The organism is Planococcus sp. MB-3u-03 (assembly GCF_002833405.1).
Lineage (GTDB): Bacteria > Bacillota > Bacilli > Bacillales_A > Planococcaceae > Planococcus.
Window position 1 is genome coordinate 2,838,825 of sequence record NZ_CP025135.1, and the last position, 14,340, is coordinate 2,853,164.

Sequence of the window (14,340 nt, forward strand, 5' to 3'; positions counted from 1 at the left end):
GACTCATGTTTTTTGATTTAGCCTTCTTTTCCATGATTCTGATACAGGTCAATCTATTGTTTTCAGACCACTTGGAGAGAGGCAGAAACGTCTGCCCATTCCTTTTTTCGAATCATGGCCCTCCACATATTCCCGAACTACCCTCAACTTGTCCTCAACTGAAAATTTCGCCATAGAAAAACTGCACCTCTATTGTTAGTTGTGTCTAACAATAGAGGTGCAGTTCAATGCCGGAAGCTTTTCGTGCTTATAGAATATCGAGCCAGATTTTGATGGCTGTGCCTAGAATCAATAGCGACAAGATCCATTGCAATACTTTGGTGTTGGCTTTTTGCCCGATTTTCGCGCCGATCGGGGCGGCGATGATACTCGCTACGATCATGACGGCAGCCGGCCCATACAGAATCTGGTCGGTAACGATTTTGCCGAACGTTGAACCGATGGACGAGATGAATGTGATTGCCAATGAAGTCGCAATGGTCATGCGAGTTGGAATACGCAAAACGACCAGCATAATCGGCACCAGGATGAAGGCGCCTGCTGCACCGACGATTCCTGCCGCGATTCCGACGATGAACGCCAGACTCGCAGCAATCCATTTATTGAAAGTCACTTGATCCGCCGGTATGTCATCCAAACCTTTTTTCGGGATGAACATCATGACGACTGCGATGGTTGCCAGGATGGCATAGACGATGTTGATCGCAGACTCAGACAAGAGAGTCGAGCCGTATCCGCCGATAAAGCTCCCGACTAGAATAGCGCCGCCCATATAGGCGATGAGGGACTTATTCAAATAGCCACTGCCCCGGTATGCCCATACCCCCGCGATTGTCGCGAAGAATACTTGAATGGCACTGATGCCTGATACTTCATGTGCTGAAAATGCCGTGTATCCCAGCATGACCGGGATATATAACAGCATCGGATACTTGATGATGGAACCGCCGATTCCAACCATCCCCGAAATAAAGGAACCGACAAAACCGATCAAGAAAATAACAATCATAAAATCAATACTCATGGAAACTCACCTTCCCAAAAAGCATTTCTGCTTTTCTTTGCAATCTAGATGGCTGATGCTCAGCCCTTTTTGATCCAGAACTTCAGCACGTCGCCATCGACTTGCTGTTCCAAGAGTTCGTGGCCGCCTGATTTTGCCCAAGCAGTCAAATCTGCTGAAGCGCCTTTATCTGTTGCCTGGATTTCCAAGACTTGCCCGGAATCCATGTCTTTCATTTCTTTTCTTGTTTTTACGATCGGCATTGGGCAAGCCAAGCCTTTTGCGTCTAGTACTTTATCTGCGTTCATCAAAATCTCTCCTTTAGAATGTTTTATTATAGTTACTTGCTATATAAGTCTAAATGCAATTTCACTACAGTCGATATTCCACAAAACAGCTAGCTTTCCTAGGGGCTCGCGCTGAACTAATTCGGGCTAGGCGCCCGAATGGATTTCAGCACTTCGTCGAAACGGAGTTGGAAAGCCAGCTCCGTTTCTGCTCCCCAAGGAGTCTGCACTGTTTTGTTACATATCTATTTGACTATCTCAGATGAAAGCGACCGCCTGGATTGATTTCATCGCTCTTTTTGACTCTTTATCCAATTCGTAATCGGTAAAACTTAACGTACGGCGCAGCGGTTCGGACCGATTTCCATTTCACGTTGCATTTCGTTTTCTGGTGTAATCTTGCCCATATTGGTTTTGCGGATATCTTCGTAAGCATTCGGCTGCGGTGGCAAGTTTTTCGTTACCATATCGCGGAATTCCTGCTCATCTTCGATATTCAAGCCGTGGTTTTCGTTGAACAAGTCGCCCAATTTTTTGGCGACGCTACCGTCTTCGTTCAACTCATCCATGATCATGAAGTGAGCCGGCAGAACAGACAATTCGTTTGCAAGCGCCTGGTAGCGGCTGTATAGGGATTCGCGCAAATCACCGACCCAGTCTTCCGCTAGTCCTGCAAGGTCCGGGCGTCCGATAGAATCGATGAACAGGATATCGCCTGTCATCAAGTATTGATTGTCTACGATAAATGAAGTCGAACCGATGGTGTGTCCTGGCGAATAGAGCGCTTCGACTTTCGAGCTGCCAACTACTGCTTCGAAGCCACCTTCAAGTGGTGTATATTCGAATACCACTTCTTCAGCATCAGCCGGCGGCAAGTAATACGTAGCGCCTGTCGCTTGTGCAATTTGGCGGCCACCTGAGATATGGTCTGCATGAAGATGTGAATCGAATACGTGCTTGATTTGTGCGCCTTTTTCCTGCGCGAAGTTCAAGAAGACATCCGTCATGCGAGTCGCGTCAATGACTGCCGCTTCCACGCCGGAAATCGCCATGTAAGACAAGCAGCCTTTGCCGATGCGGACGAATTGGTAAAGCTCTCCGCCATCGTTCAAATCGCCGACTTTCACCGGCTCCAAGTGCTCGCTCCATGCTTTCATGCCGCCTGACAGGTAAGCCGTTTCCACGCCTTCATCTGCAAGCATATCTGCGACCATGATGGAAGATCCTTCTTTGGCACAGACAACCAAAATATCGCGGTCTTTCGGCAATTGATCGATGACTTCTTCAACGCCGTCTAATAAATCAAAATATGGGATGTTCAAGTACTGGATGTTGCCGCCTTCGATTTTCCAATCGGCGAATGCGTCGCCGTTGCGGACATCAAGGATGAACAATGGTTCGTTATCAATTACTTTGCGGGCTACTTGCGCCGCGGTCATTGCTTTTACTGACATTTATCAATTACCTCCCGGGGTATTTTTTATTTCAAAAAAAATTAATGCCTATATTTCTCAAGCTTGCATAGAACATTCCGGCTTGGTGCCAGGACTGGCCCGATTACTCGGTTTTGCCAGTCCAATCACGCATGCCAGGCACTACGTTATACAAAGTCTTGAAACCTTTTTTCGCCATCATGTCGCCAGCGATCCCGCTTCTGCGGCCTGAATGGCAGATGATGTAGATTTCTTCGTTCTGGTCCAATTCGTTCATGCGGTTCTCCACTTCGCCGAGCGGAATGTGTTTGACGCCAGGGATATGCGCTTCATCGTATTCTTCTTGCTCGCGGACATCCAGAATGTTCAACGAATCCCCGTTTTCAACGCGTGTATGGAAATCAGCAAGTGACACTTCAGGGATTTCAATCGTCTCTTCCACTTCACTTACGCCGTCTTTACGCAAATAATGAATCAAAACGTCCCCTTCTGTTTCCGTGCCGATGTATTCATGGCCTGAGCTTTTCGCCCATGCTTGTAAATCGGCTGTTGACCCTTTATCGGTAGCCTGGATTTCCAGCACATCGCCGGAAGCCAGGTCTTTCATCGCTTTTTTCGTCTTAACGATCGGCATTGGGCATGCAAGCCCTTTAGCGTCCAATACTTTATCTGTTTGAACCATTAATCATTTTCCTCCTTTTATAAATCAGTGCCTGCGGCTGAAGATTACTCGGTGTCGCCTTCCCAGTCCAACATCCCGCCGTCCATATTGATGACGTTATAGCCGCGGTCTTCAAGAAAGCGGGTCGCCTGTCCACTGCGGTTGCCCGAACGGCAGACCATGATATGCTCTTTTGATTTATCGATATCCTGCAAACGGAATTCCAACAAGCCTAATGGAATGTGCTCAGCTCCAGGAATTTTTCCTGCAGCGACTTCTTCTGTTTCGCGCACATCGATCAGCGATGCCTCGGGGTTATTTTTGATGTATTCCTGAACTTCTTGTGTAGTCATGCTTTTCATGTTAAATTCCTCCTCAAATTATCCGCGGTAACTGCTCATTCCGCCTCTGATATTTACTATATTGGTAAACCCGTTTTTCTTCAATAATTGGCTCGCTCTGCTGCTGCGCATGCCGCTTTGGCAGATGACCAGTGTTTCTTTATCTTTCGACAGCTCATTCACACGCTTCGGCAAATCATTCAATGGAATGTTCTTGAAGCCTTTAATATGATTCGCCTTGAATTCTGCAGGCGTCCGGACATCAATATACTGCTTATCTTTCTTGCCGAGTGCAGGTTTCAGTTCGTCAGTGGACATCGTCTTGATTCCTTTAGTTGGTGCAGTAAAGCGGGAGATCGCGAAATAGGCAATAACCCCGACTGCAATCCAGAGCAACCATTCCATCTATACTTCATCCTTTCCACTTTTGGGAGTTAGATAAACAAGTTGACGTTGCCGTCTTCTGCGTCGCCAAGATAAGCAGCAACTCCTGCATAGACGATATCATCAAGCAACTCTTCCTTCTGTAAACCTAAAAGATCCATTGTCATCGTGCAGGCAACCAATTTAATGTCCTGCTCCTGAGCCATCTCGATCAGATCCGGCAAAGGCATTGCATTGTGTTTTTTCATCACTTGCTTAATAAGTTTCGGGCCCATGCCGCCGAATTGCATATTAGAAAGACCGAGTTTATCAGCCCCGCGTGGCATCATTTTCGAGAACATTGTTTCGAGGCGGCCTTTTTTGATGGCTGGCGGATTTTCTTTGCGTAATGCGTTCAATCCCCAGAATGTATGGAAAATGGTAACTTCGTGATCGTAAGCTGCTGCCCCGTTTGCGATAATGTAAGCGGCCATTGCTTTGTCATAGTCCCCGCTGAAAAGTACGATTGTTGTCTTCTTCTGTTCTGCCATTCTGTAAATCCCTCCAATAATTACCCCTATGGGTATAATTTATTCCAAAAAAAAGAACGTTTTATAGTGGCGTCGCACTTCTTTTTAATACCCTATAGGGTATATTAAAGCATCTATTCTGCTATGTCAACAGGAAACTTCTTTTTTTATTTTATCCCGTTTTAACGGCTTTTTACGAGAAGCTCGACCGCTTCTTTTACGACATCTTCGGTACTTTCGCCTTTTTCTAAGCTATCGCGTACACAAGACTGTAGGTTTTCACTGACAATAACTCCGATCGTCCGGTCCACTGCGCTTCTTACTGCCGACAGCTGGGTCACTACATCACGGCATTCACCGTCCGCTTCGACCATTTTGATGACTCCGCGCAATTGGCCTTCAATCCGCTTGAGGCGGTTTTCAATCTTTTTATCGTATTCCATCAGACAAGCCTCCTGTTCAAAATATAAAGTGAAGTTGTTATGCCTATAATATACCCCTAAGGGTATAAAGTCAAACGAAAAACTCATAAGTTTTTTTCACTTTGCCTGATGCTATTTTAACACGTAAAGTCCCCGCCAATACAGCGGGGACCCTTGTATAGCCGGCACTGCTTAGACCGCGCAGTTGTTCGGGCCGGTTTCCATTTCTTTTTGTTCGTCTTCGGATGGGGTGATTTTCCCCATATTCGTTTTGCGGATATCTTCATAAGCGTTCGGCTGTTCTTTCAAGTTTTCCGTTACACGCTTAATAAAACGTTCTTCACCATCAATATTCAAGCCATCGTTCTGGTCATACAAGTCACTGAGTTTTTTATGGACGCTGCCGTCTTCGTTCATTTCTTTGATGTCGGCATAATGGGCAGGCAAAACGATCAGTTCTTTCGACAAATTATCGTAGCGTCCATAAAGCGTTTCATGCAGGTCTTCTGCCCAATCCGTCGCTTTCCCTGCAAGGTCCGGACGGCCGATTGATTCGATGAATAAAATATCGCCTGTCAGCAAATATTCATCGTCGACGATAAATGAGGTGCTGCCGATCGTGTGGCCAGGCGAATAGAATGCCTTGATCTTGGCTTTCCCTACTTCCACGGTTGTGCCGTCTTCAACTGGTTCATAGCCGAATACCACTTCATCCGCATCTTCCGGAGGCAAATGGTACTGTGCGCCGAATTGTTCGGCCAGTTTTCTGCCTCCCGAAATGTGGTCGGCATGGAGATGGGTATCCAACACATGAGTGATTTTCGCTGAATGCTCTTTTGCGAAGTTTTCATACGGTTTGGTCATTCGTGCCGCATCGACTACCGCCGCTTCGCCATTCGATTCGATCAAATAAGACAGGCAACCCTTGCCGATCCGGACAAATTGATAGATCGTACCGCCAGTCTTCAAGTCGCCGATTTTCACCGGCTCCAATTGTTCACTCCAGGAAGCCATCCCGCCTTCAATGGAAATGATGTTTTCAAATCCTTGATCCTGCAGGTACTCCGCCGCTTTTTTCGATGTATTGCCTTTCGCACACATCGTATAGAGCGGTTTTTCCTTCGGCAGCTTGTTTATTTCTTCACTGCTTTCTTCTATTTTATTGAATGGAATATTATGCAATTCAACTTGGCTGCCTTCTACATGCCAATTTTCCACATCTTCTTTGCTGCGGACATCGAGAATGGCAACAGGTTCATTGTTCATTACTTTTTCTGCAATTTCTTCAGCGGATGTAAATTTGACTGTCATAAAAAAATTCCTCCATTCGTAAATTCCCGAAACTTAGGCGGTCCGGTCGATGCAGCTGATCAGGCGATTTTCGATATCTGCAGCCACTTCAGTCAATTTGCCGCCATCTTCAGCCATGCCAATCAGCGATGTCGGCTTCGGCATGCCAATCTTCGTTTCTTCACCATCTTTATAAACAACGATTTTGCATGGCAGGAAATAGCCGACCATCAAGTTTTCAGAGAGTACCGTATTCGCTTCTTTCGGGTTGCACACTTCCAAGATCTTGTATGGTGTATCGAAGTCCTGTCCCTTTTCCTGAAGTTTTGACGTCAAATCGAAGTTCCATAAGACGCCGAACTGCTCTTCTTTCAAGTTTTCCTCAAGTGATGCCACTGCTTCATCTACGGATTTGCTAGTCGTAACGGTATAATCAAACATTTTTTCTGCCTCCTCTTAGTTAAATCGCTTCTAAAATTACCCTACCCCCTATTTTTTCAACTAAACATATGGGCTCTTTTTAGACAAAAAAGCCACCCTTCTCTTTGAAGGCTGGCTTTGGCAATTGTGAATGGATTTCATCACCAGATGAAAACCGCGAAAAGGATGGCAATTGCCGTGATGACAACACTTGAAAAGCTGCCAATGAGCAACTGTTCACGCTGGGAAAATGCCCCTTTTTGAAATGCCAGAAAAGTGGTCGGTGAATGGATCGGCAAGATGGTGACGCCGCCGATGATCATGATCAATAAAAACGCCATCGGCAAAATCGGTAAGCCCAACATTTCTGCAAAACTGACGATGATCGGAAAAATGACAATCATCGATGTGGAAGGCACGACAAACAAAAAGCGCAATAGGAAAATGAGACAAGCGATAAAAATAATATTTACCCCCTGACCCATTCCTGCTGGCAGCAGTTGAATCAATTGGCTCGCCAAGACACCAGCCGTTCCGTTTTCTTCTATTAAATAGCCAAGTGAAAATGAGGCGCCGAGCAATAGGAAAGTTTCCCAGTCGTAATCCCGGACGAGCCGGTCATCGACAAGCCCATTCATCGGCAATGCATAATATGCGAGCAATAAGAAAGGCGCCACTATGAGTGGAATCTGTTCCTGATCGATGACGATCCAGCTGATGATCATAGCGAAAAATGGGATGATCACCCACCAGAAACGTTCCGGCAAGCGGGCCGCTGGAGAGAATTCCATCTGCTCCATCTGAAGCCCGGCACCGCTGCGGCGTTTGAAAAAGAACCAGACACCGAAACTGATCAATAGCAGCGACAGCCAAAGCGCAGGTGCGATGCGCACAAACCAGCCGAGCCAGGAAATTTGGATACCCCCAAAATCGCTCAGCAATTGAGCCGCTAAAATCGGAAACCCGCCGCCTGTGAAAACGATCATCGTCGAGTTCTGGTTCATCATGCCGATGACATAAAAGCTGAATTGGCGGAACACGCTTCTCTTGCCGAGTGCAAAGCGGTCGTTCACTTGCTCGATGATCGGCTCAAGAATGCGGAACCTGGCGACAGCAGAAGGCAGCAGGATCGGCAAAAAGACGATCAATAGCGGCAAGCCGACCAATACCCGCTGGACTTTCCCTTTGCTCATTTTCAATAACACGCCGACAAAGACTTGATCGGCTTTCGCTTTCACCAGCACTTTGGAAATCAAAGTCAGTGCCAGGATAAAATAAAGCGCATCCGACAGAAAACCGGCAAAAGCCTGCTCCGGCTCTTCCGTTAAACGGAAAAGCAGCAGCAGGCCAAGCACCAGAAGACTCGAAGCGGCGAGCGGCATGGCGCTTACCGTCCACAAACCAATTGCGATGCCAAGCAATAGCAACGTCAGTTTCTGGTCATCCGTATAAGCATCCAATAAACCGAACGCCCATAAAAGAGCAAAACCGGCGGCCAGCAGAAAAGCAAGAATACGCGGCACTAGCTTAGAGTTTCTCACTTTTCCACCCCTTAACGTTGTTTATATGCCAGCCTGTTGCTTCTCCATTTGAGGAATGCCGGAACCAATAGTGAAACGAGTGCAACCAAGAGCAAGGATAGCGGAAGTGGAGTATCGACAAAAATGCTCAAGCTGCCGTTGGAGATTGTCATGGATTGGCGGAAGGCCTGCTCCATCATGCCTCCAAGGATAAATGCCAAGATGAATGGCGGTGCTGGGAATGAAAATATCCGCATCGCAAACCCAAATGAGCCGAATACAAGCAGCATATAGGTCAAAGACATTGAAGCTGATTGAATAGACGCCGATCAAACTGAACATGATGACGAGTGAAATCAGCAAAGGGCGTGGGATGCTCAAGATTTTCGCCAAGTATGGAATCAGCGGCAAGTTCAAGATCAACAGGAAGACGTTCCCGAGATACATGGAAGCGATGATGCCCCAGAAGATTTCCGGGCGGTCAGTCATCAAGAGCGGCCCTGGTTGTACGCCGAGCACAAGGAACGCGCCCAACATGACAGCCGTCGTCCCTGAACCTGGAATCCCCAAGCTCAAAAGCGGAACGAATGCACCGCTTGTCGCGGCGTTATTGGAACTTTCCGGTGCTGCGAGCCCTTTGATGGACCCTTTCCCGAACTCTTCAGGATTTTTAGCAATTCGTTTTTCGAAAATATAGCTGATGAAAGAAGCGATTGTCGCTCCTGCACCCGGCAAGACGCCGAGCAAAAACCCGACGAACGACTGGCGGCTGACTGGCCCGCTCATTTCTTTCAGGTCCGCCTTGGACAACTTCAAGCTGCCCAGTTTCTGGTCGTCGCTCAAGCTGCGGTTTTTGCGGTTCAGGATGAGCATGCAGACTTCCGCGACCGCAAAGAGGCCAAGCGCGATGATCAAAAAGTCGAACCCGTCGAATAGGTTGACGTTCCCGAATGTAAAACGCTGCGTCCCTGTCTGCGGGTCGATGCCGATTGTGACGACCATGAAGCCTGCGACCGCTGCGATCATCGCTTTGATCGTCGAACCTTCAGATAGACTGGAAATCGCGGTCAAGCCCATGAACATCAATGCGAAATACGCAGGCGGCCCAAAGGAAATCGCCACGCTCGAGAGCGCCGGGGCGAGCAGCATCAACAGGACGACCGAGACAGTACCTCCGACGAATGAAGAAATCGCCGCAATGGCCAGCGCCTTTCCGGCCTTCCCTTGCTGGGCCATCGGATAACCATCAAAAGCTGTAGCGACAGTACCCGAAATTCCCGGTGCATTCAACAGGATCGAAGAAGTCGATCCGCCGAATACAGCTCCGTAATAGACGCCTGCCATCATGACGAGTGCCGGTGCCGGGTCCATCCCGTATGTAATCGGAATCATGATCGCAATGGCACTGATCGGGCCGAGGCCTGGCATCATACCGATCAAGGTGCCGACGACAACGCCGATCAGCACGAACATGATCCCTTCTAGACTTAAGGCAACTTGAAAACCGGTCAATAGACCTTGAAATGCATCCATATGGAAACTCCCTCCTTAAAATGGCAAGATGCCGCGCGGCAATACAATCCCCAGCGCGAAAACGAAAATAGCATACATAACAATCGGGAATAGAAGAGAGACCAATATATTTGTCTTCCATGCTCTATAACCTAAAAACCACGAACAGAAGAAAATGAACAATGTCGTCGTGATGATAAAACCGATCGCTTCAAACAATAGAATGTAGACAAAAATCATAGCGAACACTGCGGCAATGACCCCGAGTTCTTTTTTCGGGATATTGCGCTTCGCCTTTTCCGCATCCGTTTCCACTACACGGGAAAAGAACAGGAAGACGGACAACACCAATAACAAGATGCCCAAGCCCTTCGGAATGACATCCGCATCGATCGGGGCATATTCATAATTGGGCAATTGAAAACTTAAATATAGATAGACGGCCGCAACAATGAAAAGCAGCAGCCCTAATTTCCGATTTATGCTTGCTAGCAAACGAAACGCCTCCTTTTAACTGAAAAGAGAGAAACCGAATGCCAAAGATCCGGTTTCACTTGTTGACTTTTTTACTTTTGAACTGCTTAGGCAGCTGTAATTTCTTTTATTAAGTAATTGTATTATTGGCCTAATCCGATTTCCTCGAGCAATGCGGCAATTTCTTCTTTCTCGCCTTCGAGGAATTCGTTATATTCTTCACTGCCCATGTACATTTCGTTCCAGCCGTACTTCTCGCGGACTTCTGCAAACTCTTCGGATTCACTCAATTCCTGGAATTTAGCTTCATAATAATCGACTGCTGCCTGGTCCATGCCTGGAGGCCCGAAGAATCCGCGCCAGTTGACGAAGCTTTCATCGATGCCTTGCTCGATCGCTGTCGGGAATTCGGAAAGCACTTCCCCTTCCATGCGTTCTTCTGCCGTCACACCGAGAACTTTGATATTGCCGGCACGCACTTGCTCGATTGTTTCGCCGACACCTGTGGAGAAGACATCTACCGAGCCATTCAGAACCGCTGTCAAAGCGCCCCCTTCTTGGTCAGAAACGTATTTAATCTTTGTCGGGTCCACGCCTGCCGCTTTGGCAATGCGGACAAATTGCATATGGTCCATGCTTCCTGGAGCGGAAGTGCCGATAACTGTGATGCTTTCCGGATCGTCTTTCATCTGGTCGAATAGATCGTTCAAATCTTCAAACTCGCTATCTTCACGGACAGCGAACGCGCCGTAGTCTGCAATCATATTGGCAAGCGGCGTAAAGTCTTCATGGCCGTGTTCCGATTGGCCGTTGAGCGGAACGAACATCAGTGGCGGTGAAGCGACGAACATGCTGTGGGCATCGCCTTCTTTTCCGTGGACGTAAGCCCAACCAATCGCTCCGCCTCCGCCTTCACGGTTGATGACGGTCATATTTTCATCGATGATTTCTGTTTCGCCGAATACACGGGCAACTTCACGGGCTGTCGTATCCCAGCCGCCGCCTGACCCGGCCGGTGCTACCATTTCAATCGTTTTCGACGGTTCTGAAGTTTCCGTCTTCTCCCCTGTATTAGCCGTGTCTTCGGATCCACACCCGGCAAATGCTAAAGCGCTTACAGTCAAGACACTAGCAAAATCGTTTTCTTCATTTTATTTCCCCCTCAGTTCAAGTAGTTTTCTTATGAGTTGAAGTATAACTGTGAATTTTCAGAATGTAACCGTTTGCAAAATAAGCTGTATAGAGGATTTTGTGAACATTTTGTTCATAAAGTTCACAGAAAGATCGACATTTTATTGATATTTCATTTATAGGAAACCAAAGGGAATTATGCTAGGCTAGAAATAGCATAAAATGAACCTTAAGGAGGCCGACAATGAAACGCATCTCAGCCATAACTCCCGGCATGGCGGCCTTTGTGCTCGGCATCATGGTATTTCTCGGCATGGGAATCGCCATAGCCGTACAAAGCTATTTCAGTTATGTAGAAGTGACCGAAGCAGCTAGCCGCTGTTACGATTTGGGCGGATTTCCTGAAATCGAAAAAAGCGGTTGGCAAATGACCCATTTCGAATGCCACACAGACTGATTGCCGAAAATGAAACATCTACGCAAAAAAAGCAACTCCCCAGTTTAGGGGAGTTGCTTTTTTGTTTATGAAAGCGGTATGGAATTGAGTTTTCCGAAGCTTGTCTTTGCTTTGAAGTTCGCACCGGCCATTCTACTTTCTCTTCATTTAACAAAGTATTTTCGTTCCGGCCTGCCGACAATCCCGTATCCGAGCTCGGCGTAACAATCGTCCGTCGACACCAAGTATTCCAGATAGCGCCTGGCAGTCGTGCGGGAAGCGCCCATCTCTTCGCCCATTTTCTCTGCGGTTACACCATCTTCATACTGCGCCAATAGCTTTTGCACTTTCTGCATCGTCAGCGGGTCGATGCCTTTGACCGCTGGCGCTTCTTTTTTGACGGCCTTGACGCCGAACAGTTCATCCAAATACTCTTGGTCGATGGTTTCTTGGCTCGACAGCTTTTCTCTGTCTTTACGGTATTTCTCGATGGTGGCAGTGAACTGATTAAGTTCGGCAGGTTTTAAGATGATGCCTTTTACGCCCTTGCGCAGCGCCGTTTCGATATACTCCCGCTCGTTTGCTGCCGACACGAGAATGATGTCGGTCTCCGGGCTTTCTTTCCTTAACTCATCGATCAGTTCAATGCCGAGCCCGTCCGGCATGTAATTATCCAATAGCACCAAATCCGGCCGCTCTTGCTTGACCGCCGCCAGCGTTTCGGCGCAGTCTTTCGCTTTTGCTGCCAGTTCCACTTGTTTAATTTTCGCTAAAAACTTCTCGTGCACTTGCGCAACACGAAAATCATCTTCTGCAATCACTACCCGCAGCATTATGCCACCTCCATCGTTTTTTTCGGGATAAAAACGCTGAATACCGTCCCGTGCTGCGGCGTCGAATCCACTTCAATCCAGCCATCCAAGTCCTCAACCGCTTGTTTGACGATCGCCAAGCCGTAGCCCCTGTCCGCTTTTTCAAGTTTCGTGGAGAATCCTTGCGTGAAAAATTGGTCGAGGTTGCCGGTTTCGATTCCGCGCCCGCTGTCCTGGACCTCGATGACCAAGTCGTTGCCGATATCGGTAATGAAGAAAGACACTTCTTTCCTGTCGCTCGACTCGACTTCTTCAATGGCATTGTCGATCAAATTCCCGACAATGTGAATGACTTTGGAAATATCGACATGGGCGGGCAATTTGGCTAGCGAACTGTTTTCATCCACCGACAGCTCGACTTTCGCTTCGGAAGCTTTCCCCATTTTGCCGAGCAGGATCGCTTGGACCTTTTTATCTTCGATATGATTCAACGTATGCTTCGTCTGCTTTTCATGATGATTCGTCTCTTGCTGGATCAGCCGGACCGCTTCCTCGGTCTCCTCCAACTGGAGAAGCCCGGATATGGCATACAGTTTATTGGCGTATTCATGCGTTTGCGCCCGCAAGCTTTCCGAGTATTGCCGGATTTCTGACAGCGTTTCCAGCACTTCCTGCACTTCCGTTTTTTCACGGAATGTTGAAACGGCGCCGACCATTTCCCCTTCTGCCCAAATCGGCTTTTGGTTGACGATAAAAACGGTCCCGCCAATCAGGATTTCTTTATTCTTCCATGAATTCCCCGTCGTCAAGGTTTCGCCCATCCTAAGTTCCGGCAATATCTCATCGGATGGGGTATGGAGAAAACTTTGGTCCATGGCGAGCATCTTTTCTGCGGAACTGTTCAACTCCGTGATGCGGCCGTCTTTATCGATCGCGATGACCCCTTCGATAATCGATGACAGCAAAGCTTCCCGGTCCTGGTACAAACGGGCGATTTCCCGGGGTTCAAGCCCCAGCGTATCTTTCCGGATATTCCTTGCGAGCAGGATGCTGCCCAGGACGCCAATGACGAGCGTCAATAGAGCCAGCGCCATCACGTCCATAATATTGCCGAAAATGATCGCTTCGATGTCTTCGATCATATAACCGACCGAGACCACACCGATGACGCGCCCATCGCCGTCATAGATCGGCGCTTTGCCGCGCAGGCTTCTGCCGAGCGACCCGAATGCTTCGGACACATAGACTTTTCCTTCTTGGAGAGCGCGCTCGTTATCACCGCCGACCATCTGTTTACCGATCTTTTCCGGATCCGGATGTGAATAACGGATGCTCTCCCTATTGCCGATGACGATGAACTCTGCACCCACTTGCTTGCGCAAATACTCAGCGATCGGCTGGATTTGCAGCGCCGGTTCCTCGTCGTCCATCGCTTCGACGATCGTCGGCATGGCCGAAATACCGATCGCCGTTTCCTGCGCTCGCTGGCCGATGTTCTCTTTGATTTCCGCAATTTCCTGATAGCTCAGAATCCCGCCGAATACCACTGTCGTCAACAGCACGAGCGAAGTCGTCAGCAGGATGATTTTGGTTTGCAGCGATAATTTTTTCATGGCACCCGTCCCCTGTAAAGACCGTTTTTCATTAAATGTAGTCTACCATATCCCGAAACGGCCGAAAGAAAAAATTCTTAGAATTCTCTAAA

General features: G+C 48.0%; 17 protein-coding genes and 1 pseudogene. 1 reads left to right on the top strand and 17 read right to left on the bottom strand.

Going from position 1 to position 14,340, the window contains the following annotated elements:
• Positions 1-48 precede the first annotated feature (48 nt).
• The 15 genes and pseudogenes from CW734_RS20120 to CW734_RS15505 all read right to left on the bottom strand — a co-directional run bounded on the left by CW734_RS20120 (position 49) and on the right by CW734_RS15505 (position 11,380).
• Positions 49-174, bottom strand: a complete 126-nt coding sequence (locus tag CW734_RS20120) for a hypothetical protein (RefSeq protein ID WP_145990613.1) — start codon at positions 172-174, stop codon at positions 49-51.
• Between the two features lie 73 nt (positions 175-247).
• On the bottom strand, positions 248-1,024 hold the full coding sequence (locus tag CW734_RS15440) for a sulfite exporter TauE/SafE family protein (RefSeq protein WP_101191608.1): 777 nt from the start codon (positions 1,022-1,024) through the stop codon (positions 248-250).
• A 59-nt stretch (positions 1,025-1,083) separates the two neighbouring features.
• Positions 1,084-1,311, bottom strand: a complete 228-nt coding sequence (locus CW734_RS15445) for a sulfurtransferase TusA family protein (protein ID WP_068870419.1) — start codon at positions 1,309-1,311, stop codon at positions 1,084-1,086.
• 311 nt (positions 1,312-1,622) lie between these two features.
• Complete coding sequence (locus tag CW734_RS15450; RefSeq protein ID WP_101191610.1) at positions 1,623-2,744, bottom strand: MBL fold metallo-hydrolase; 1,122 nt, start codon at positions 2,742-2,744, stop codon at positions 1,623-1,625.
• Positions 2,745-2,847: 103 nt separating this feature from the next.
• Complete coding sequence (locus tag CW734_RS15455; RefSeq protein ID WP_101191611.1) at positions 2,848-3,405, bottom strand: sulfurtransferase TusA family protein; 558 nt, start codon at positions 3,403-3,405, stop codon at positions 2,848-2,850.
• Positions 3,406-3,449: 44 nt separating this feature from the next.
• Complete coding sequence (locus tag CW734_RS15460) at positions 3,450-3,746, bottom strand: rhodanese-like domain-containing protein (protein ID WP_068870424.1); 297 nt, start codon at positions 3,744-3,746, stop codon at positions 3,450-3,452.
• Positions 3,747-3,764: 18 nt separating this feature from the next.
• Positions 3,765-4,130 (bottom strand): rhodanese-like domain-containing protein, encoded by a 366-nt coding sequence (locus tag CW734_RS15465; RefSeq protein ID WP_058382750.1) that lies wholly within the window; start codon positions 4,128-4,130, stop codon positions 3,765-3,767.
• Positions 4,131-4,159: 29 nt separating this feature from the next.
• Positions 4,160-4,639, bottom strand: coding sequence for a DsrE/DsrF/DrsH-like family protein (locus CW734_RS15470; protein ID WP_058382749.1), 480 nt, complete (start codon positions 4,637-4,639; stop codon positions 4,160-4,162).
• A 161-nt stretch (positions 4,640-4,800) separates the two neighbouring features.
• Entirely contained in the window at positions 4,801-5,061 is a 261-nt protein-coding gene (locus tag CW734_RS15475) for a metal-sensitive transcriptional regulator (RefSeq protein ID WP_058382748.1), read from the bottom strand.
• A gap of 171 nt (positions 5,062-5,232) precedes the next feature.
• On the bottom strand, positions 5,233-6,351 hold the full coding sequence (locus tag CW734_RS15480; protein WP_101191613.1) for an MBL fold metallo-hydrolase: 1,119 nt from the start codon (positions 6,349-6,351) through the stop codon (positions 5,233-5,235).
• Positions 6,352-6,384: 33 nt separating this feature from the next.
• On the bottom strand, positions 6,385-6,771 hold the full coding sequence (locus tag CW734_RS15485) for a DUF302 domain-containing protein (RefSeq protein ID WP_101191615.1): 387 nt from the start codon (positions 6,769-6,771) through the stop codon (positions 6,385-6,387).
• Positions 6,772-6,911: 140 nt separating this feature from the next.
• Positions 6,912-8,291, bottom strand: a complete 1,380-nt coding sequence (locus CW734_RS15490; protein WP_232787094.1) for an SLC13 family permease — start codon at positions 8,289-8,291, stop codon at positions 6,912-6,914.
• 11 nt (positions 8,292-8,302) lie between these two features.
• Positions 8,303-9,803 (bottom strand): annotated as a pseudogene (locus CW734_RS15495) (tripartite tricarboxylate transporter permease).
• 15 nt (positions 9,804-9,818) lie between these two features.
• Positions 9,819-10,277: a tripartite tricarboxylate transporter TctB family protein gene (locus CW734_RS15500; protein ID WP_101191617.1), complete on the bottom strand. Its 459-nt coding sequence runs from the start codon at positions 10,275-10,277 to the stop codon at positions 9,819-9,821.
• 122 nt (positions 10,278-10,399) lie between these two features.
• Positions 10,400-11,380: a tripartite tricarboxylate transporter substrate binding protein gene (locus tag CW734_RS15505; RefSeq protein ID WP_101191619.1), complete on the bottom strand. Its 981-nt coding sequence runs from the start codon at positions 11,378-11,380 to the stop codon at positions 10,400-10,402.
• Between the two features lie 251 nt (positions 11,381-11,631).
• Between CW734_RS15505 and CW734_RS15510 the strand changes: the two genes are divergently transcribed.
• Positions 11,632-11,844 carry a hypothetical protein gene (locus tag CW734_RS15510; protein WP_101191621.1) on the top strand — a complete coding sequence of 71 codons (213 nt, stop codon included), beginning with the start codon at positions 11,632-11,634 and terminating at the stop codon, positions 11,842-11,844.
• 143 nt (positions 11,845-11,987) lie between these two features.
• Here the strand turns inward: CW734_RS15510 and CW734_RS15515 are convergent, their stop codons facing one another.
• Positions 11,988-12,656 (bottom strand): response regulator, encoded by a 669-nt coding sequence (locus CW734_RS15515; protein WP_101191623.1) that lies wholly within the window; start codon positions 12,654-12,656, stop codon positions 11,988-11,990.
• Positions 12,656-14,248 (bottom strand): ATP-binding protein, encoded by a 1,593-nt coding sequence (locus CW734_RS15520; RefSeq protein WP_101191625.1) that lies wholly within the window; start codon positions 14,246-14,248, stop codon positions 12,656-12,658. The genes CW734_RS15515 and CW734_RS15520 overlap by 1 nt, the downstream gene beginning before the upstream one ends.
• Positions 14,249-14,340: the final 92 nt, after the last annotated feature.